Source organism: Hydrogenophaga sedimenti (genome assembly GCF_051857515.1).
Taxonomy (GTDB): domain Bacteria; phylum Pseudomonadota; class Gammaproteobacteria; order Burkholderiales; family Burkholderiaceae_C; genus Hydrogenophaga.
The window spans coordinates 173,981-194,533 of sequence record NZ_JBPZHA010000003.1; the positions used below are offsets into that span (position 1 = coordinate 173,981).

Genomic DNA, 20,553 nt, shown 5'->3' on the forward strand with positions numbered 1-20,553 from the left:
TTCAATTGTATGTGTGAGTAGGGGTATTTTTCAGAGGGAGCAACCCTCATCCAGGCGGTCCCGTGCACTCGAGACATCGACCGAAGAAACCGCATCTTTTGGTGCTCGTGTTCATCAGAATGTCCCCACAAACCAGTTCTTCACGCGGTCCAGCGCGCCCTGCATGGACCCGGCCTTCTGCGCCACCTTGTGACCCCGCACGCGGGCCAGCCGCGCCTCTTCCAGCAGCCCCATGACCGTGGACGCACGGGGCTGGGCCACCATGTCGGACAGGGCACTGGTGTAGTGCGGCACGCCGCGGCGCACCGGCTTGAGGAAGATGTCCTCGCCCAGCTCGACCATGCCCTGCATCACGGCGCTGCCACCGGTGAGCACGATGCCCGAGGACAGCACTTCCTCGAAGCCCGAATCGCGCACCACCTGCTGCACCAGTGCAAAGATTTCTTCCACCCGCGGCTCGATCACGCCGGCCAGCGCCTGGCGGCTGAGCATGCGCGGACCGCGGTCGCCCAGGCCCGGCACTTCGACCTGCGTGTCCGGATCGGCCAGCAACTGCTTGGCGCAACCGCTCTCGACCTTGATGTCCTCGGCGTCCTTGGTCGGCGTGCGCAACGCCATCGCGATGTCGCTGGTGATCAGGTCACCGGCGATCGGGATCACGGCCGTGTGGCGGATCGCGCCGCCCGCGAAGATCGCCACGTCGGTGGTGCCGGCGCCGATGTCCACCAGCGCAACACCCAGATCCTTCTCGTCGTCGGTCAGCACCGCCTGGCTCGAGGCCAGCGGGTTGAGCATCAGCTGGTCGACTTCCAGGCCGCAGCGGCGCACACACTTGATGATGTTCTCGGCGGCGCTCTGGGCGCCGGTGACGATGTGCACCTTGGCTTCGAGGCGGATGCCGCTCATGCCGATCGGCTCCTTGACCTCCTGGCCGTCGATCACGAACTCCTGCGGCTCGACCAGCAGCAGGCGCTGGTCGGTCGAGATGTTGATCGCCTTGGCGGTCTCGATCACGCGCGCCACATCGGCCGTCGTCACCTCGCGGTCCTTGATCGCCACCATGCCGCTGGAGTTGATGCCGCGGATGTGGCTGCCGGTGATGCCGGTGTAGACGCGGGCGATGCGGCAGTCGGCCATCAGCTCGGCCTCTTTGAGCGCCTGCTGGATGCTCTGCACCGTGGCGTCGATGTTGACCACCACGCCGCGCTTGAGGCCGTGGCTGGCGGACACGCCCAGACCGGCCAGCTTGAGCTCGCCGTTGGCCTGGACCTCGGCCACCACCACCATGATCTTGGCGGTGCCGATGTCCAGTCCCACCACCAAATCCTTGTATTCCTTGGCCATGATCGTCTTCTTGTGTTCAGCGGGTTTGGGTTGGTTTCTTGGAAGCGTCTTCGCTCACGGTCGTCACACCCTGCACGCGCAGGGCATAGCCGTTGGGGTAGCGCAGGTCGACCGACTGCAGGGTGCCCGGGTAGCGCTGCGTCAGCTGCGCCAGGGTGGCGGTGAAGCGGCGCACACGCTCCATCAGGTCCTCCGGCGTGCCACGCCCCAGTTCGATGAAGGCGCCGCTGTCGAGCTCGGCGCGCCAGTTGCCGCGTTCGTTGAGCTCCAGCCGCACCAGGCCAAGTTCGAGCCGCTCCAGTTCGGCCGACAGCGACTGGTAGAGGCTCCAGATCTGGGGTGCCTGCTCGGTCGGGCCGGCCAGCTCGGGCAACTCTTCACCGTCGTCGGGGTTGGCCTCGAACACCTGGCCCTGGTCGCTGACCAGCTGGCCGGACCCGGCCTCGCCCCACCAGGCGACGGCGCGGTGTTCTTCGAGCGTGACGCGCAGGCGGTTGGGGAATTCGCGCTGCACCCGCGCGTGCTTGACCCAGGGCACGGCTTCGAACATCTGACGGACCTGCTGCAGGTCCAGGGTCAGGAAACTGCCCTGCAGCTTGCTGCGCAGCGGCGCCGCCAGCTGGGCGCGCAGACCCACCGCGTTCTGGTGCGTCACCTCGCCCTGCACCGAGATCGCGCGCACCGACCAGGCCGGATGGCGCACGATCCAGGTCGCGATCGCGCCCAGGCACAGGACGGCGAAGACCAACACCAGGCCACGGGTGACCACAGTCATCAGTCTCACGTCCAGGGGCAGGTCGGCGCGTTCCATCTTGCTTGCTTCAGACCGTGGTGTTGTCCAGCGACGCAGTCGCCAGCACCTGCAGACACAGGTCCTCGTACGACAGGCCGGTCGCGCGCGCCGACATCGGCACCAGCGAATGGCCGGTCATGCCGGGCGAGGTATTGATCTCCAGCAGCCAGGGCTTGCGGGCGTTGCGGTCGATCATCACGTCGGCGCGCGCCCAGCCGCGGCAGTCCAGGGCGCGGAAGGCCTGGAGCACGATGGCCTGGATGTCGGCCTCTTCGCCCTCGGGCAGGCCGCAGGGCACGAGATACTGGGTGTCGTCGGTGAAGTACTTGTGCTGGTAGTCGTAGTTGCCGTCGGGCGCCACGATGCGGATCAGCGGCAGCGCGCGGGCGTCGCTGCCCGTGCCCAGCACCGGACAGGTCACTTCGTCGCCGGCGATGAACTGCTCGCACATCACCATCGGGTCCTGCCCCGAGGCCAGCGCGTAGGCGGCGTCGCACTGCTCCAGCGTCATGACCTTGGTCAGGCCGATGGTCGAACCCTCGCGCACCGGCTTGACGATCATGGGCGAACCGAGCGCAGAGAACGCGGCGCGCGTTTCGGCCGCGCTGTGGACCTGGCGCCAGGCCGGCGTTGGCAGGCCCTCGGCCAGCCAGATGCGCTTGGTCATCAGCTTGTCCATCGCCACCGACGAGGCCATCACGCCCGAGCCGGTGTAGGGGATGCCCATCAGCTCCAGCGCGCCCTGCACCGTGCCGTCCTCGCCGAAGCGGCCATGCAGCGCGATGAACACCCGCTCGAAGCCTTCGCGCTTCAGATCGCCCAGATCGCGTTCGGCCGGATCGAAGGCGTGCGCATCGACGCCCTTGGACTTCAGCGCGGCCAGCACGCCGTTGCCCGACATCAGCGATACCTCGCGTTCGGCGGAGCGACCGCCCAGCAGCACGGCGACCTTGCCGAGCGCTTGTACATCGATGGAGTTCACAGCAGCTCCCACGTTCACACCTTGCCTTTGCCAGCCAGCTCGACCACCTGCCCGGCCACCGCGCCGATGGAGCCGGCGCCCATGCACAGCACCACATCCCCGTCGCGCGCGTTGTCCAGCACCGCCTGCGGCATCGCCGCGATGTCGTCGACAAACACCGGCTCGACCTTGCCCGCCACCCGCAGCGCGCGGGTCAGCGCGCGCCCGTCGGCGGCCACGATCGGCGCCTCGCCGGCGGCATACACCTCGGCCAGCAGCACGGCGTCGGCGTTGCCGATCACCTTCACGAAATCCTCGAAGCAGTCGCGCGTGCGGCTGTAGCGGTGCGGCTGGAAGGCCAGCACCAGGCGGCGGCCCGGGAAGGCGCCGCGCGCCGCGGCCAACGTGGCCGCCATCTCGACCGGGTGGTGGCCGTAGTCGTCGACCAGGGTGGCGGTGCCGCCCGACGGCAGGGCCGCTTCACCGTAGCGCTGGAAGCGGCGGCCGACACCCTTGAACTCGGCCAGTGCCTGTTGCACCGCCGCGTCCGGCACGCCCAGTTCCTCGGCGATGCCGATGGCCGCCAGCGCGTTGAGCACGTTGTGCAGGCCCGGCAGGTTCAGCACCACCGGCAGCGGCGGCTGGCCGTCGTCGCGTTGCACGGTGAAGTGCATCTGGCCATCCACCGCCCGCACGTCCACCGCGCGCAGCTGGGCGCCTTCGGCGAAGCCGTAGCCGGTGATCGGGCGGGCGATCTGCGGCAGGATGTCGCGGATCGCCGGGTCGTCGGTGCAGACCACGGCGGCGCCGTAGAACGGCATCTTGTGCAGGAAGTCGACGAAGGCCGACTTGAGCTTGCCGAAGTCATGGCCGTAGGTGTCCATGTGGTCGGCGTCGATGTTGGTGACGACCGACAGCACCGGCAGCAGCATCAGGAACGAGGCGTCCGACTCGTCGGCCTCGACCACGATGTACTCGCCCGAGCCCAGCTGGGCGTTGGCACCGGCGCTGTTCAGGCGCCCGCCGATCACGAAGGTCGGGTCCAGTCCGGCGGCGGCCAGCACGCTGGCGACCAGACTCGTGGTGGTGGTCTTGCCGTGGGTGCCGGCGATCGCGACACCCTTCTTCATGCGCATCAGCTCGGCCAGCATCACCGCGCGCGGCACCACCGGAATCAGTTTTGCGTGGGCCGCGACCACCTCGGGGTTGTCGGCCTTGACCGCGGTCGAGGTGACGATGGCGTCGGCGCCCTCGATGAACTTCGCGTCGTGGCCCTTGTGCACCGTGGCGCCCAGCGAGACCAGACGGCGCGTGGCCGCGTTCTCGCCCAGGTCGGTGCCGGAGATCACGTAACCCTGGTTGAGCAGCACCTCAGCGATGCCGCTCATGCCCGAGCCACCGATGCCCACGAAATGGATGTGTCGGATCGCGTGCTTCATGACGCCTTCACCTTCGCGAGTTGCTCGCAGGCCGCCACCACGGCGGCCACGGCCTGTGTCTTTTCCATCTGCTTGGCCTTGCCGGCCATCTCCAAAAGTTGCGCGCGATTGACCGAGCGCAGCCGCTCGGCGAGTGCCTGTGGCGTGAACGCGGGTTGCGGCACCAGCCAGGCGCCACCGGACTCGACCAGGAACTTCGCGTTGGTGGTCTGGTGGTCGTCGACCGCGTGCGGGAACGGCACGAACAAGGCCGCAGCGCCCACGGCAGCGATCTCGGTCACCGTGCTGGCGCCGGCGCGGCAGACGATCAGGTCGGCCTCGGCGAAGGCCTCGGCGGTGTCGTCGATGAAGGGCGTGAGCTGGGCCTGGACACCGGCAGCCGCGTAGTTGGCCTTCAATGCGTCGATCTGCTTCTCGCCGCTCTGGTGGATCACCACCGGGCGTTCCTCGGCGGGCAACAGCGCCAGCGCCTGCGGCACGGTGTCGTTGAGCGCCTTGGCGCCCAGGCTGCCACCAACCACCAGCAGGCGCAGCGGGCCGCTGCGGCCGGCGAAACGTTCGGCCGGCGCGCCCTGCTTCAGGAACTCGGCGCGCAGCGGGTTGCCGACCCATTCGCCTTTGCCGAACACGCCCGGGAAGGCGGTGAACACCTTGTCCGCGATGCCCGACAGCACCTTGTTGGCCATGCCGGCGACCGAGTTCTGCTCGTGCAGCACCAGCGGTTTGCCGCGCAGCACGCCCATCATGCCGCCCGGGAAGGTGATGTAGCCGCCCAGACCGACCAGCACGTCGGGCTTGACGCGACCGACCGTGGCGAACGCCTGCGCAAAGGCCTTGAGCAGGCGCAGCGGCAGCAGGAACAGAGTCTTCAGACCCTTGCCACGCACGCCGCCGAAATCGATCAGCTCCAGCGCGAACCCGCGCGGCGGCACCAGCCGGCTTTCCATGCTGTCGGGCGAGCCCAGCCAGTGCACGCGCCAGCCTTTTTCACGCAACGCCTGGGCCACGGCCAGACCCGGGAAGATGTGGCCACCGGTGCCGCCGGCCATGATCAGGGCGCAGGGTTGCTGGCTCATGCCCGGCCTCCCTTCATCAGCTGCCGGTTCTCGTAGTCGATCCGCAGCACGATGGACAGCGCGACCAGCTCCAGCAGGATGGCCGACCCCCCATAGCTCATCAGCGGCAGCGTCAGGCCCTTGGTCGGCAAGGCGCCCAGGTTCACCCCGATGTTGATGAAGGCCTGGAAGCCCATCCACAGACCGACGCCCTGCGCGACCAGCCCGGAGAACACCTGGTCCAGCGCGATGGCCTGGCGGCCGATCAGCATGATGCGGCGAACCAGCCAGAGGAAGGACCCGATCACGACCAGCACGCCGATGAGGCCGAATTCCTCGCCGATCACGGCCAGCAGGAAGTCGGTGTGGGCCTCGGGCAGCCAGTGCAGCTTCTCGACGCTGCCGCCCAGGCCGACGCCGAAGATTTCTCCGCGACCGATGGCGATCAGCGCGTGCGAGAGCTGGTAGCCCTTGCCCAGCGCGTGGTCCTCGCTGAACGGATCGAGGTAGGCAAAGATGCGCTGGCGCCGCCATTCGCTGGTCAGCACGATCACCGCGAACGCCGCCACCACCAGCAGCGCCATCAGGAAGAACATGCGCGCGTTCACGCCACCGAGGAACAGGATGCCCATGGCGATCACCACGATCACCATGAAGGCGCCCATGTCGGGCTCGGCCAGCAGCAGCATGCCCACCACCAGCACCGCCACCGCCATCGGCAGCACGGCGCGGAAGAAGCGCTCCTTGACCTCCATGCGCCGGACCATGTAGTCCGCCGCGTAGAGCAGCACGGTCAGCTTGGCCAGCTCGGACGGCTGGAAGCTCATGAAGCCGAACGAGATCCATCGCCGCGCGCCATTGACCACCGAGCCGATGTGCGGGATCAGCACCAGCACCAGGAACACCAGCGAGACGGCGAACAGCCAGGGCGCGAACCGCTCCCAGGTCTGCATCGGCACCTGGAAGGTGATCAGCGAGGCCACCAGCCCGATCACGATGAACAGGCCGTGGCGCACGACGAAGTGGGTCGGCGCGTAGTTGGTGAACCGCGGGTTGTCGGTCAGCGCGATGGAAGCGGAATAGACCATCACCAGCCCCCAGCACATCAGGGCGATGACCACCCAAGCCAGCGGCTGGTCAAAGCCCAGTTCGCGCACCGGTCGCTGCTGCGTCCCCGCGTAGGTGCGGTTCGACAGCCGCACCGGCAGCCCGTCGGCACCGACCGCGTTGCCCAGTCCGATCAGGGCGGGCATCTTGCTGCGCAGCGTGGCGCGCATGCGATCCAGGGCGTTGGAGAAGAAGGCCTTCACAGCGATCCTCCCAGGCTCACGCCGCGCTCGTCGGCCAGCGCACCCACGGCCTCGACGAACACGTCGGCGCGGTGCTTGTAGTCGCGGAACATGTCCAGGCTCGCGCAGGCGGGCGACATCAGCACCGCGTCACCGGCTTGGGCCTGCCGGGTGGACTGCGCCACCGCGTCGGGCAGGGAGGCGGCATCGCTCATCGGAACGCCCGCCGACTCCAGCGCCTCCGCCACCTGGGCGCGGATCTTCGGCGCATCGCGACCGATCAGCACCACGGCACGCGCGTGGCGCGCGAGCGGCTCGGCCAGCGGAGCGAAGTCCTGCCCCTTGCCGTCGCCCCCCAGGATCACGACCAGACGCCGGTCGGCCCCCAGCCCGCGGATCGCGGCCAGCGTGGCGCCGACATTGGTGCCCTTGCTGTCGTCGAAGTATTCGACGTCGTCGATGATGCCCACCGGCTCGACGCGGTGCGGTTCGCCGCGGTACTCGCGCAGGCCGTGCAGCATCGGCGCCAGCGGCGCGCCGGTGGACGTCGCCAGCGCCAGCGCCGCCAGCGCATTGGCCGCGTTGTGGCGGCCACGGATGCGCAACGCATCGACCGGCATCAGCCGCTGGAAATAGATCTCTTCCTCGTCGTCCCGGCCACGGCCGCGCAGACGGGTCTCGTCCACCGCCAGGGCACGCACCAGCCACTCCATGCCGTTGACCGACTCGATGCCCCAGTCGCCGGCGCGCGTGGGCGCCTCCAGGCCGAAACTCGCCCAGGGGCGCGCCGGCTGCTGGCGGTTGCGGCCACTGATCTTCACGGTCACCATGCCCGGCGCCATCGCGGCCACCAGCGGGTCTTCGCGGTTGAGCAGCATCAGCGCCTGCGTGCCGAACACCGCGGCCTTGGCCTGCGCATAGGCGGCCATGGAGCCGTGCCAGTCCAGATGGTCTTCGGTGATGTTGAGCACCGTGGCCGCGGTAGGCACACGGTCCCAGGCGCCACCGGCCGTGCCGTCGAGCTGGAAGCTGGAGAGTTCGAGCACCCAGGCCTGCGGCAGGTGCGGCGGTTCGGGGTCCGACACGGGCGGCGGCACGAGCAGGGTCGGGCCTTCTTCATCGGCTGCCGGTTCGTCCGCCGGACCGGTGGCTTCCACGCCTTCGCCGGCGGGTGCGTCTTCCGGCGCCACTTCAACGCCATCCAGCGCCGGCGCTTCCGGTGCAGCGGCTTGCGCCGAAGCCTCCACATCCTCCGCAGCAGCAGCCTCTGCTTCGCTCTCGGCGCGTGCCGCATCGGCGGCATTGCCTTCGGCTTCGGCATCGAGCGCCGCCGACAGCACGTCCAGCAACGCCGGGCCGATGTTGCCCGCGACCGCCACACGCCAGCCGGCGCGCTGCAGCAGCAGACCGGTGAGCGAGGTCACCGTGGTCTTGCCGTTGGTGCCGGTGATCGCCAGCAGCCTGGGCCGGTAAGGCAGGGTTTCGCGCTGCGCCAGGTCGTTCAGCGCCTGGGCGAACAGGTCCAGTTCACCGACAAAGCCCGCACCGTTCGCCTCTGCCCAGGCACGCGCCGGAGCCAGCTGTTCGGGCGGCAGGCCCGGGCTGCGCGCGATCAGGTTCCAGTGGGCGCGCGACAGCAGCGCCTGGTCGAACGCTCCCGCCACGAACTGCGCCGCCGGGCATTCGGCGCGCAGCGCGGCCAGCGACGGTGGGCTCTCGCGTGTGTCGGCGACCGTCACCTGCGCACCGTGGCGCACGCACCAGCGCGCCATCGACAGCCCGGAAATGCCGAGGCCGAGGATGAGCACGTGTTGGTCTTGAAGAGCGTTCATGGGTGGTTCAACGCAGCTTCAGGGTGGACAGGCCGATCAGGCACAGCAGCATGGTGATGATCCAGAAGCGGACCACGACCTGGGTCTCTTTCCAGCCCTTCTTCTCGAAGTGGTGGTGCAGCGGCGCCATCTGGAACAGGCGCCGGCCTTCGCCGTATTTCTTCTTCGTGTACTTGAACCAGCTCACCTGCAGCATCACCGACAGCGCCTCGACCACGAAGATGCCGCCCATGATGGCCAGCACGATTTCCTGCCGCACGATGACCGCGATGGTGCCGAGCGCGCCGCCCAGGGCGAGCGCACCGACGTCGCCCATGAAGACCTGGGCCGGATGGGTGTTGAACCAGAGGAAGGCCAGCCCCGCCCCCGCCATCGCTGCGCAGAAGATCAGCAGCTCGCCCGCACCAGGGATGTAGGGCATCAGCAGGTACTTCGAATACACCGCGTTGCCGGTGACGTAGGCGAACAGGCCCAGCGCCGTGCCGACCATCACCACCGGCATGATCGCCAGCCCGTCCAGGCCATCGGTCAGGTTCACCGCGTTGCTCGAACCCACGATCACCAGGTAGGTCATCAGCACGAAGCCGAACACGCCCAGCGGATAGCTGATTTCCTTGAAGAACGGCACCATCAGACCGGCCTGCGGCGGCAGCTCGACTGTGAAGCCCGAGATGACCCAGCGGAAGAACAGTTCGAGCACCCGCAGGTTGGTGGTGCCGGACACGCTGAACACCAGATAGAACGCGGCCACCAGCCCGATCAGCGACTGCCAGAAGTACTTCTCGCGCGAACGCATGCCTTCGGGGTCCTTGTGCACCACCTTGCGCCAGTCGTCGACCCAGCCGATGGCGCCAAAGCCCAGCGTCACCACCAGCACGATCCAGACGAAGCGGTTGGTCAGGTCGAACCACAGGACGGTGGAGAGCGCGATCGCGAACAGGATCAGCACGCCGCCCATGGTCGGTGTGCCGCCCTTGCTCAGGTGCGACTGCATTGCATAGCCGCGGATCGGCTGACCGATCTTGAGCGCGGTCAGGCGGCGGATGAAATACGGACCGGCCATCAGACCGACGATCAGCGCCGTCAGCGCGGCCATCACCGCGCGGAAGGTCAGGTACTGGAAGACCCGCAGGAACCCGAATTCGGGTCCCAGGCTTTGCAGCCAGAGGGCCAGGCTAAGCAGCATGTGCGTCCTTCTTGTTCTGTTCGTGTTGAGCCGAAACGTCCAGGGCCAGCAGTCCCTGCACCACCCGTTCCATGCGCATGAATCGCGAGCCCTTGACCAGCACGCTGCGCAGCGCGGGCGCCGGACCGGCCGACACCATGTGGCAGACGTGCGCCACCAGGTTGTCCACCTCGCTCCAGTGGCGCGGCGCGGATTCACCAGCGGCCTGCATCGCGGCCACGGCCTGCGCCATCCAGTCGCCGGCGCAATGCACCGACTCGATGCCCGAGGCCATGGCGTGGCGCAGCACTTCGAGGTGGAAATCCAGGCCCTGGTCACCGACCTCGCCCATGTCGCCCAGCACCAGCAGGCGTGGCGCAGGCAGTTCGGCCAGCACACGGATCGCGGCCACCACCGAATCGGGGTTGGCGTTGTAGGAGTCGTCGATCAGTGTCACGCCGCGATCGGCCAGCGCCAGGCGCAGCGCGCGCGAGCGGCCACCGACCGGTTCAAAAGCGTTGAGACCCCGCTCGATGTCGGCCAGCGACACCCCGGCCGCCAGGGCGCAGGAGGCCGCGGCGAGTGCGTTGCGCACGTTGTGGCGGCCGGCGATCTGCAGGCGAACGTTCGCGGCACCGGCCGGGGTCTTGAACGACACCGTCCAGGCACCGTCCTTCCAGTCGGCCTGCAGCGCGTGCACGCTGGCCTGCGCATCGCTGTCGCTGAAGGTCAAGGTGGTGCGCGCACCGGCCAGCTCGCGCCACACCGGCGTGTAGTCGTCGTCCGACGGAAACACCGCCACACCGTCGGCCGCCAGCGCGGCGATCACCGAGCCGTTTTCGCGCGCCACGGCCTCGACCGTGCCCATGAACTCCTGGTGTTCGCGCTGGGCGTTGTTCACCAGGGCGACGCTCGGCCGGGCCAGGTCGGCGAGGTAGGCGATCTCGCCGGGATGGTTCATGCCCAGCTCGATCACCGCCAGCCGGTGCGAAGCGGTCAGGCGCAGCAGCGTCAGCGGCACACCGATGTCGTTGTTGAGGTTGCCCTGCGTGGCATGGGCGGCGGTGCCGGCCGCCGCGCGCAGGATGGACGCGATCATCTGCGTCACCGTGGTCTTGCCGTTGCTGCCGGTCACGCCGATCAGCGGCAGCGTGAACTGCGTGCGCCAGCGCCGGGACAGCTCACCCAGCGCCAGCCGGGTGTCGGGCACTTCGGCGCCCGGCAGTCCGGCCGCGGCCAGGCCGGCATGGGCGATGGCGGCCACGGCGCCCGCAGCCCGGGCCTGGGGCAGGAAGTCGTGGGCATCGAAGCGCTCGCCCTTGAGCGCGACAAACAGGTCACCCGGCTGCAGGCTGCGGGTGTCGGTGTGCACCCGCGCGATCGTCTGGTCGACGGTGCCCACCGGGCGGGCGCCCGTGAGTTGCGGCAGCAGTTGCGCCAGGGTCTTCATGCGCTGCCTCCTGCCGCAGCGCGGGCGACCAGCGCCGCACGCGCGTGTTCCACATCGGAGAACGGCTTCTTTTCGCCCATCACGTCCTGGTAGTCCTCGTGCCCCTTGCCGGCGATCAGCACCACGTCGGCCGGCGAGGCCATGGTCACGGCCTCGGCAATGGCCCTGGCGCGGTCGACCTCGATCCGCGCGGCATCGGCCCGCTGCAGGCCGGCGCGCATCTGGTCAAGGATGGCCACCGGGTCTTCGGTGCGCGGGTTGTCGCTGGTCAGCACCACGTGCTGCGCTTCGTGCTCGGCCACCGACGCCATCAGCGGGCGCTTGCCCGGATCGCGGTCACCACCACAACCCGCCAGCGCCCACAGCGCCCCGCCCCGCTGGCGGGCCAGCGGCTGCAGGGCCCTGAGCGCCTTCTCCAGCGCGTCGGGGGTGTGGGCGTAGTCGACCAGCACCAGCGGCTGTCCGGCGACGACCGCCACCTGCTCCATGCGACCCGGCACCGGGCTGAGCGCCGCACAGGACCGCAACGCATCGTCCAGCGACAGGCCCAGCGCCCGCGCAGCAGCGATCACGCCCAGCAGGTTGGACACGTTGTAGCCGCCGATCAGGTTCACGGTCAGCGCACCCCGGTCGCATTCCCGGCCCTGTGCGTCGTGCTCGACCACCTCGAAACCCATGCCGTGGTCGGTGTAGCTGAGGTTGCGGGCCATCAGGCGCGCGGGATGTTCGATGCCGATGCTCCAGCGGCCCAGCGACGGACGTCCGGCCAGCGCCTGGTCCAGCGCCCGGCCCTGCGGATCGTCCACGTTGACCACCGCCGATTCGAGGCCGGGCCAGTGGAACAGGGCCGCCTTGGCTTCCCAGTAATCGGACATGTTGCCGTGGAAGTCGAGGTGATCCTGGGTGAAGTTGGTGAACACCGCCACGCGGATGTGGCAGGCGTTCAGGCGTCCTTCGAACAGCCCGATCGAGGAGGCTTCGATGGCGCAGGCCCGGATCCCGGCGTCGACCATGCCGCGCAGCCGCGACTGCAGCAGGACCGGGTCGGGTGTGGTCAGCCCGGTGGGCACCAGGCTGTGCCGACGCTCGCCGGCCTGCGGCGGCTGCCCGATGCCCAGCGTGCCCACCACCGCGCAGGGACGGCCCGCCGCGCCCAGCAACTGCGCCATCCACCAGGCCGACGAGGTCTTGCCGTTGGTGCCGGTGAAGGCCACCATGTCCAGCGCCGCGCTGGGATCACCGTGGTAGGCGCTGGCGATCGGTCCGGCCAGGGTCTTCAGCCCGTTCACCGCCTGCACCCGCTCGTCGCTGAACCCGAAGGCCTGCAGGCCGTCGGCCTCGACCAGCACGGCGGCGGCGCCCGCCTGCAAGGCGGCCGGGACGAAATGGCGACCGTCCGTGGCGGCACCAGGCCAGGCCACGAAGGCGTCGCCCGCGTGCACCCGGCGGCTGTCGCACTGCAGCTCGCCGGTCACGCGTTCGCGCAACCAGCTGGCCACGGTCCGTGGGTCGTTCATCGTCATCAGAACGACTCCTCGACCGTCTCGGTCACGATCTGCGGCTTGACGTTCATGTCCGGCTGCACACCCAGGATGCGCAGGGTCTGCTGCACCGTCTCGCTGAAGACCGGTGCCGCCACCAGCCCACCGAAATACTGTCCGTTGCTGGGCTCGTCGATCATCACCGCCACCACGATGCGCGGCGCCTCGACCGGCGCCAGTCCCACGAAGAAACCGCGGTACTTCTTGTCGGCGTAGCCCTTGCCTTCCTGCTTGTGCGCGGTGCCGGTCTTGCCGCCCACCGAATAGCCCATGGTCTGGGCCAGCGGCGCGGTGCCACCGGGTCCGGTGACCAGCTGCAGCATCTTGCGCACCGCCAGGGCGTTCTGCTCGCTGAACACGCGCGCGCCGGTGGCAGCGGCCTCGCTGCGGAGCATGGTCACCGGGATGTACTCGCCGTTGCGCGCGAAGATCGTGTAGGCCTCGGCCAGCTGGAACAGCGACACCGACAGACCGTAGCCGTAGCTCATGGTCGCCTGCTCGATCGGGCGCCAGGACTTGTAGGGCCGCAGCCGGCCGCTGACCGCGCCGGGGAAAGGCACCTGCGGCTTCTGGCCGAAACCGGCTTCGGCGAAGGTCTCCCACATTTCCCGCGGGCTCATCTGCATCGCGATCTTGACAGTGCCCACGTTGCTCGACTTCTGGATCACTTCGTTGACCGTCAGCGGGCCATGGGCGTGGGAGTCGCTGATGGTGGAGCCGGCGATCGTGATGCGTCCGGGCGCGGTCTGGATCACCGTGGTCGGCTTGACCAGCCCCTTCTCCAGGGCGCGCGAGATGATGAATGGCTTCATCGTCGAGCCAGGCTCGAAGCTGTCGGTCAGCACCCGGTTGCGCAACTGCTCGCCGGTCAGGTTGAGCCGCTTGTTGGGGTTGTAGCTGGGGTAGTTGGCCAGGGCCAGCACTTCGCCGGTCTGCGTGTCGATCACGACCACGCTGCCGGCCTTGGCCTTCTGGGCCACCACCGCATCGCGCAGCTTCTGGTAGGCGAAGTACTGCACCTTGCTGTCGATCGAGAGCTGCAGATCGGGTCCATCCACCGGCGGAATGACGTCGCGCACGTCTTCCACCACATGACCCAGGCGGTCCTTGATCACTCGGCGCGAGCCGGCCTTGCCCGCCAGCTGCTTCTCGAAGGCGAGCTCGACGCCCTCCTGCCCCTTGTCTTCCACGTTGGTGAAGCCGACCACGTGCGCAGCCGCCTCGCCCTCGGGGTACTGGCGCTTGTACTCGCGGCGCTGGTAGATGCCCTTGAGATTGAGCGCGGCGATGTCCTTGGCGACCGGCTCGTCGACCTGGCGCTTGACCCAGACAAAGGTCTTGTCCTCGTTGGCCAGCTTCTTCTTGAGATCGGCCAGCGGCATCTCCAGCAGCCTGGCCAGGTCCTTGAGCTTGGGGTCGGCCTTGTCGACGTCCTCCGGAATCGCCCAGATGCTCTGCGCCACCACGCTGGATGCCAGGATCAGGCCATTGCGGTCCAGCACCCGCCCGCGGTTGGCGGGCAACTCCAGCGTGCGCGCGAAGCGGACCTCGCCCTGGCGCTGGAAGAAGTCGTTGCCGATCACCTGCACATAGGCGGCGCGCCCGGCCAGACCGGCAAACGCCAGCGCCAGCGCGGCCACGATGAACTTGCTGCGCCAGACCGGAGTCTTGCTCGCCAGCAGGGGGCTGGCGCTGTAGTTGATGGCGCGGTGGCTCACCTTGCTCATCGCCGCACCTCCGTGGCCGGTGCGGCCGGCGCGGTCAGGGTCACGTACTCGGTGATGCCGGGGTTGACCGGACGCATCTGCAACTGCTTCGCGGCCAGTTGCTGGACCCGCGCCGGCGTGGCCTGCTCACGCTTCTGGACCTGCAGCTGCTCATGGTCGGCCTCCAGGCGGTGCGCCTGCGCGTTGGCCTTGTCGATGGCGGTGTAGAGACGGCGCGACTCGTACTGCGTGTGCACCAGATAGAAGGCGCTGACGATCACCGCCGCCAGCAGCACGAGGTTCAACCGGATCATGCCGCCACCCCGGTGCGCGTGGCCACGCGCATGACGGCGCTGCGCGAGCGCGGGTTGGCTTCGATTTCGGCTTCCGACGGCATCACACGGGACACCTCGGTCAGGCGCGTGGGCGCCGGCTCGGCAAACGGGACGCGGCGATCCACCACGGTGCGCGAATGGCGCGCCATGAACTGTTTGACCATGCGGTCTTCCAGTGAATGGAAGCTGATCACGACCAGTCGACCTCCGGGACGAAGCACATGCAGGCTGTCCTCTAGCGCTTGTTGCAGCTCTTCAAGCTCGGCGTTGATGAAAATCCGAAGAGCCTGAAATGTGCGCGTTGCAGGGTCCTTGCCCGGCTCGCGGGTTTTGACCGCGCCAGCCACGACTTCGGCCAGCTCGCGGGTGGTTCGAATAGGGCCCCGTTCCTGTCGGCGACGATCAATCGCCTTTGCAACCTGTTGAGCAAACCGTTCTTCGCCGTATTCACGGATGACCTCCGACAGGGTGGATACATCGGCTGTTTCCAGCCACTGGGAGACGCTCTGGCCGCGCGTGGTGTCCATGCGCATGTCCAGCGGGCCGTCGTGACGAAAAGAAAAACCCCTCTCGGGGTCGTCGATCTGGGGCGAACTCACACCCAGGTCCATCAGTACCCCGTCCGCACACTGCGGCCCGAGCCCGCCCAGATGCCGGAAACCCTCGTGACGGATCGCAAACCGCGCATCGCCAGCCTCCAGCTGCTGCGCTGCCGCGATGGCCTGCGGGTCCTTGTCGAACGCCGTCAACCGGCCGGCCGGCGAGAGCTGCTGCAGGATCAGCCGCGAGTGACCGCCGCGCCCGAAGGTCGCGTCGACGTAGTGCCCATCTGCCCGAATGGCCAGCGCTTGCACGGCTTCGTTGAGCAGGACGGTGTGGTGTACCCATGTGTCTGTCACCGTGATCCTCAGAAGGCAAAGTCCTTGAGGACATCGGGCATGGGCTTCTGCATTTCCTCGGCCTCCTTGGCGGCGTAGGACTGTGCATCCCACAGTTCCAGGTAGGAGCCCATGCCCAGCAGCACCGCGTCGCGCGAAATGCCGGCGGCAGTGCGCAGCTCGGGCGACACCAGGATGCGGCCGGAAGCGTCCATGTCCACATCCATCGCGTTGCCCAGGAAGATGCGACGCCACCATTGCGCGTCCATCGGCAGGGTGGCGATGCGGGCCCGGAATTTCTCCCACTCGTCGCGAGGGAATACCATCAGGCAGCCATGCGGGTGCTTGGTGATCGTGAGTTGGCCGGTCGCAGCACCCAGGGCGTCACGGTGCCGGGTCGGCATGGAAAGCCGACCCTTGGCATCGAGACTGAGAGAGGAAAGACCCTGAAACACTGCGAATTGCCCTGCTAAAACACTTTTCACCACTTAATTGCACTTTTTTCCACTGTAGCAGGAAAACAGAGTGGTGCAACTGCGCAGGCGCAGCTTTTTTCAATGAAATCAATCACTTAGAACACATTTTGAAGCAATTGCGACTTCAAAAGTTCAGCAAAAGCAAGCACTTACAACGTGCTGTGAAAGTGATGCTTGAAAACCCCGTTACACACGTGGTTGCCGACAGACGGCCATCCCCCCTTCCGGGCGGGTGCCAGCGGCCCAAACAAAAGGCCTCACCCGCCGTGCAGCGGATGAGGCCCTGAAGGATTCAAGCCCGGGTTCAGAAGCCGGTGGTCAGAGGATGTAGCGCGAGAGATCCTCGTTGCGGCTGAGTTCGCCCAGGCGGCCGTTGACGTACGCGGCGTCGATGACCACGGCGGCGTCCGGCAGCGCGCAGGCGCCGAAGCTGACCTCGTCCAGCAGATGCTCCATCACCGTCGCCAGCCGGCGGGCGCCGATGTTCTCGGTGCGCTCGTTGACATCGCAGGCAATCTGCGCCAGCTGGCGGATGCCGTCGGGTCGGAACTCCAGCGTCACGCCCTCGGTGGCCAGCAACGCCTGGTACTGCTTGACCAGGCTGGCATGGGTGCTGGTGAGGATGGCCTCGAAATCGTCGACCGACAGCGACTGCAGCTCGACCCGGATCGGGAACCGCCCCTGCAGCTCGGGAATCAGGTCACTGGGCTTGGCCAGGTGAAAGGCGCCACTGGCGATGAACAGGATGTGGTCGGTCTTGACCATGCCGTACTTGGTCGACACCGTCGTGCCCTCGACCAGCGGCAGCAGGTCGCGCTGCACGCCCTGGCGCGAGACTTCGGCGTTGCCACCACCCTCGCCGCCGCGCGAAGCCACCTTGTCGATCTCGTCGATGAAGACGATGCCGTTCTGTTCGGTGTTGTGCAGCGCGCGCGTCTTGACGTCTTCGTCGTTGACCAGCTTGCCGGCTTCCTCATCGATCAGCAGTTTCATCGCCTCGGCAATTTTCAGCTTGCGCTTGCGGCGCTTGTCCTGCCCCATCTGGCTGAACATGCCACGCAGCTGCTCGGCCATCTCCTCCATGCCGGCCGGTCCCATGACCTGCATGGCGGGCGCGGTTTCGGCCAGGTCGATTTCGATCTCGCGGTCGTCGAGCAGCCCCTCGCGCAGCTTCTTGCGGAAGGCCTGGCGGGCCGTGCTGTCGGGGTTGGGCAGCGGCTCTCCAGCCATGCCGCGTGGCGGCGGCAGCAGAACATCGAGGATGCGGTCCTCGGCCGCGTCTTCGGCGCGCATGCGCTGCTTGCGCATGTCGTTCTCGCGGGTCTGCTTGACCGCGATCTCGACCAGGTCGCGCACGATGCTGTCGACGTCCTTGCCGACATAACCGACCTCGGTGAATTTGGTGGCTTCGACCTTGATGAAGGGCGCATCGGCCAGCCGCGCCAGGCGGCGCGCGATCTCGGTCTTGCCCACGCCGGTCGGGCCGATCATCAGGATGTTCTTGGGGGTGATTTCAGGCCGCAGCTTCTCGTCGACCTGCTGGCGGCGCCAGCGGTTGCGCAGCGCGATGGCCACGGCGCGCTTGGCGCCGTTCTGGCCGATGATGAAACGGTCGAGCTCGGAGACGATCTCCTGGGGCGTCATTGAAGACATGACTTAGAGCACCTCGACGGTGTGGTTCATGTTGGTGTAGATGCAGATCTCGCCGGCGATCGCCAGCGACTGCCGCACCACGTCTTCGGCGCTGAGCGCGGTGTGCTGCACCAGCGCACGGGCCGCAGCCTGGGCGTAGGCACCACCCGAACCGATGGCGACCACACCGTGTTCCGGCTCCAGCACGTCACCATTGCCGGTGATGATCAGCGCCGCACTGCGGTCACCGACCGCCAGCATGGCCTCGAGGCGCCGCAGCACGCGGTCGGTGCGCCAGTCGCGCGTCAGGTCGATGGCCGCGCGCACCAGATGCCCCTGGTGCTTCTCCAGCTTGGCCTCGAAGCGCTCGAAGAGCGTGAACGCGTCGGCCGTGGCACCGGCAAAACCCGCGAGCACCTGGTCGCGGTAGAGCTTGCGCACCTTGCGCGCCGTGCCCTTGACGACCACATTGCCCAGCGTCACCTGGCCATCGCCGCCGATGGCGACCTGCACCCCGTCAGGCGTCTCGCGACGCACGCAGACGATGGTGGTTCCGTGAAAAGTTTCCATAGAAATCAGTAAGTGGGGACGACCCAGCCGAGCTCAAGCCCGGAGACAGAACGAAGTGGACTCGACCAAGGGCACCGCGGAACCGGCTTCGCCGGGCCGCCAGTGCCGCCCCCCCGGGGGTGACGCCGCAGGCGGCGCGGGGGGGAACCAATCTAGTCGTTTCTCACGACCACCTTGGCGTACTCGGTGATGCCGATGACGTTGAAGAACGCAGACACCAGGCGGTGCACGTCCACGAACTGGACGATGCGCCCGGAGGCGTGGTGACCGGCGACCCAGTTGAGCAGGGTCCCGGCGGCCGAAAAATCGACCCGGATCAAGTTGCGGCAGGAGATGATCATCACGTCCGCGCCCTGCAGACGCTGTTCGAGGTCCTCCAGCGTGCCCTGCGGATCACCGCGGATCTCACCAGAGAGCTCCACCAGGCCGAGATGGTTGAACTCGGTCGAGGGGCCGTCGACGCCCGAATCCCCCATGTACCCGGAGTGGCCCGACGGGATGGTCTCGCGGATGGCCTCGCCAAGCACCGATCCCCCTTCATCGGGGTCGGTTTTCCCGCTGGAAAGCGACTTGAAGTGGCAGCGCGGCCGCTCCCACCCCGGGGGCGACACCTCATAGGTCACACAGAAATCCAGCGCGGTCAGCTCAAATTCGTCCGGCCGGTTCATCACGCGCAGCACCGCCATGCGCAGTTCCCACCAGAGCTGCTCGACATCCCGGCGGCCCGACGGCGTGAGCTGCTTGAGCAGTTCACGCAACTCCGCAGCGCCCAGGAAGGCCAGCTCCACGTCCTGGTCGCCCCAAAGCGTGAACACACCCAGCAGCGCTCGCGCGGCCTTGACATCGATGGCTTCGATGTCCGACCAGTCCAGCACCCAGGGCTGGTTCGCGCGCAGCAGCACGTTCTGCAAGGTGCCCACCGCGTGCGCGTCCACCTCGGGATCGCAGGCCCAGGCGGCCCTGGTCGGCGCCGACGAAGGCGTGTAGACCTTGCCGGTCATCGCCGAAACGATCCCGGGCAGGTCGTACCACTGCGGCGGCGAACGCCCGAACCGGTTCACGAAATCGACTGCCTGGCTCTCGAACGGCGCCAGCTGGCCGGTCGCACGGTACAGGTCGAACAGGGCCAGCCAGTCGTCGAGCTGGTTCTCGCGCGGCCCGCCTTCGGCAATGGTTTCCTTCAACCCCTGCTCGGCTCCCGCATCGTCGCCATTGGCAAAACGGATCGCCGCTTCTTCGACCTCCGGGTCCTGGGCGATTTCATGCACATCGAGCGCGTAGAAATGCGAAGCGGAAAAAGCCGGGCCCGCGCCGCCCCGGCTGCCACCGCCCAGCGGTGCGTTGCTGGTGGGCGCCATCAGGCCGGTCCGCGCCGTCGCCGGAGGAGGTGCCGCCGGCTCGGCCGACGGCCTGGGCGGGGGCACGGATTCGCGCAACTCGGGAATCGTCCGGCCGTCATGGGCAGGCGCCATGCGGGGCGCTGGCACCGACAAGGGTTGCGGCGGAGACGTGGTGTCCCCGGTGTCGTTCAGCCCGGCCGCCTCGGTCTCGTTGTACTGGGCATCCAGCCGCTTCTGCTCAGGCTCTTTCTTGGCGGCCGCGTTGCTGTTCTTGCGTTCCAGCGGCGACCCGCCCGTGGTGTGGGCGCCCGAATTGGGACCGCCGGCCGTGGTCAGGGAATCCGGCCCCTTGGTCTTCCACCACTGCATCGACATCTGCGCTTCGATCTCGTCGATCTTCTTGAGCGTCATGGCCCGGTCGTCCGGCTTGGACGGCAGACTGCTCTGGAAGAACGAAGGACGCACGCCCTGGCCACCTTCGCCGGTCGCCTCGCGGCTGCGGATCTTGCGCAGCATGTCGAACTCGCGCTTGCGCACGAAGTCGTTGCGCCGCTTGCGCTCGATCATTTCCTTGAGCGCAGCCTTGTTGTACTCGCTCTCGCGGTCCGCGCTGCGCGTGTCCAGATCCGACCAGCTCGTGGTCGGATGACGCACGAACTTCACCACCTTCGACAGGAAACCGCCGTTGGAGTCGTCCTTGGTCATGGGAGCGTCAAGACGTGAATGAAGAAGAAACAGGCCAGGGAA

General features: G+C 67.7%; 17 protein-coding genes. All 17 read right to left on the reverse strand.

The window, feature by feature from the left end; translation table 11 throughout:
* Positions 1 to 114 precede the first annotated feature (114 nt).
* The gene (gene ftsA, locus ACS5NL_RS05965) at positions 115 to 1,344 is read right to left on the reverse strand and encodes a cell division protein FtsA (RefSeq protein WP_411365082.1); all 1,230 of its coding nucleotides are present in this window, start codon (positions 1,342 to 1,344) and stop codon (positions 115 to 117) included.
* Positions 1,345 to 1,360: 16 nt separating this feature from the next.
* Positions 1,361 to 2,155 (reverse strand): cell division protein FtsQ/DivIB, encoded by a 795-nt coding sequence (locus tag ACS5NL_RS05970; protein WP_439352725.1) that lies wholly within the window; start codon positions 2,153 to 2,155, stop codon positions 1,361 to 1,363.
* Between the two features lie 10 nt (positions 2,156 to 2,165).
* Complete coding sequence (locus ACS5NL_RS05975) at positions 2,166 to 3,119, reverse strand: D-alanine--D-alanine ligase (RefSeq protein ID WP_439352726.1); 954 nt, start codon at positions 3,117 to 3,119, stop codon at positions 2,166 to 2,168.
* A gap of 14 nt (positions 3,120 to 3,133) precedes the next feature.
* A complete protein-coding gene (gene murC, locus ACS5NL_RS05980; RefSeq protein ID WP_439352727.1) occupies positions 3,134 to 4,537 on the reverse strand; it encodes a UDP-N-acetylmuramate--L-alanine ligase in 1,404 nt (467 codons plus the stop codon).
* Positions 4,534 to 5,613, reverse strand: a complete 1,080-nt coding sequence (gene murG, locus ACS5NL_RS05985) for an undecaprenyldiphospho-muramoylpentapeptide beta-N-acetylglucosaminyltransferase (protein WP_439352728.1) — start codon at positions 5,611 to 5,613, stop codon at positions 4,534 to 4,536. The genes murC and murG overlap by 4 nt, the downstream gene beginning before the upstream one ends.
* Positions 5,610 to 6,845, reverse strand: coding sequence for a putative lipid II flippase FtsW (gene ftsW / locus ACS5NL_RS05990; protein WP_439352970.1), 1,236 nt, complete (start codon positions 6,843 to 6,845; stop codon positions 5,610 to 5,612). The genes murG and ftsW overlap by 4 nt, the downstream gene beginning before the upstream one ends.
* Before the next feature lie 53 nt (positions 6,846 to 6,898).
* Positions 6,899 to 8,713 (reverse strand): UDP-N-acetylmuramoyl-L-alanine--D-glutamate ligase, encoded by a 1,815-nt coding sequence (murD, locus tag ACS5NL_RS05995; protein ID WP_439352729.1) that lies wholly within the window; start codon positions 8,711 to 8,713, stop codon positions 6,899 to 6,901.
* Positions 8,714 to 8,720: 7 nt separating this feature from the next.
* A complete protein-coding gene (mraY, locus tag ACS5NL_RS06000; RefSeq protein WP_439352730.1) occupies positions 8,721 to 9,899 on the reverse strand; it encodes a phospho-N-acetylmuramoyl-pentapeptide-transferase in 1,179 nt (392 codons plus the stop codon).
* Complete coding sequence (locus ACS5NL_RS06005; RefSeq protein ID WP_439352731.1) at positions 9,889 to 11,328, reverse strand: UDP-N-acetylmuramoyl-tripeptide--D-alanyl-D-alanine ligase; 1,440 nt, start codon at positions 11,326 to 11,328, stop codon at positions 9,889 to 9,891. Before ACS5NL_RS06005 ends, mraY begins: the two co-directional genes overlap by 11 nt.
* Complete coding sequence (locus ACS5NL_RS06010; RefSeq protein ID WP_439352732.1) at positions 11,325 to 12,851, reverse strand: UDP-N-acetylmuramoyl-L-alanyl-D-glutamate--2,6-diaminopimelate ligase; 1,527 nt, start codon at positions 12,849 to 12,851, stop codon at positions 11,325 to 11,327. The genes ACS5NL_RS06005 and ACS5NL_RS06010 overlap by 4 nt, the downstream gene beginning before the upstream one ends.
* On the reverse strand, positions 12,851 to 14,596 hold the full coding sequence (locus ACS5NL_RS06015; RefSeq protein WP_439352733.1) for a peptidoglycan D,D-transpeptidase FtsI family protein: 1,746 nt from the start codon (positions 14,594 to 14,596) through the stop codon (positions 12,851 to 12,853). Before ACS5NL_RS06015 ends, ACS5NL_RS06010 begins: the two co-directional genes overlap by 1 nt.
* The gene (ftsL, locus tag ACS5NL_RS06020; protein WP_439352734.1) at positions 14,593 to 14,889 is read right to left on the reverse strand and encodes a cell division protein FtsL; all 297 of its coding nucleotides are present in this window, start codon (positions 14,887 to 14,889) and stop codon (positions 14,593 to 14,595) included. The genes ACS5NL_RS06015 and ftsL overlap by 4 nt, the downstream gene beginning before the upstream one ends.
* Positions 14,886 to 15,809, reverse strand: coding sequence for a 16S rRNA (cytosine(1402)-N(4))-methyltransferase RsmH (rsmH, locus tag ACS5NL_RS06025; RefSeq protein ID WP_439352735.1), 924 nt, complete (start codon positions 15,807 to 15,809; stop codon positions 14,886 to 14,888). The genes ftsL and rsmH overlap by 4 nt, the downstream gene beginning before the upstream one ends.
* An 8-nt stretch (positions 15,810 to 15,817) precedes the next feature.
* Positions 15,818 to 16,243 (reverse strand): division/cell wall cluster transcriptional repressor MraZ, encoded by a 426-nt coding sequence (gene mraZ / locus ACS5NL_RS06030; protein ID WP_439352736.1) that lies wholly within the window; start codon positions 16,241 to 16,243, stop codon positions 15,818 to 15,820.
* A gap of 339 nt (positions 16,244 to 16,582) precedes the next feature.
* A complete protein-coding gene (gene hslU / locus ACS5NL_RS06035; protein ID WP_439352737.1) occupies positions 16,583 to 17,917 on the reverse strand; it encodes an ATP-dependent protease ATPase subunit HslU in 1,335 nt (444 codons plus the stop codon).
* A 3-nt stretch (positions 17,918 to 17,920) separates the two neighbouring features.
* Positions 17,921 to 18,466 carry an ATP-dependent protease subunit HslV gene (hslV, locus tag ACS5NL_RS06040; protein ID WP_411365068.1) on the reverse strand — a complete coding sequence of 182 codons (546 nt, stop codon included), beginning with the start codon at positions 18,464 to 18,466 and terminating at the stop codon, positions 17,921 to 17,923.
* 152 nt (positions 18,467 to 18,618) lie between these two features.
* Positions 18,619 to 20,511 (reverse strand): STAS domain-containing protein, encoded by a 1,893-nt coding sequence (locus ACS5NL_RS06045; RefSeq protein WP_439352738.1) that lies wholly within the window; start codon positions 20,509 to 20,511, stop codon positions 18,619 to 18,621.
* Between the last annotated feature and the right edge of the window lie 42 nt (positions 20,512 to 20,553).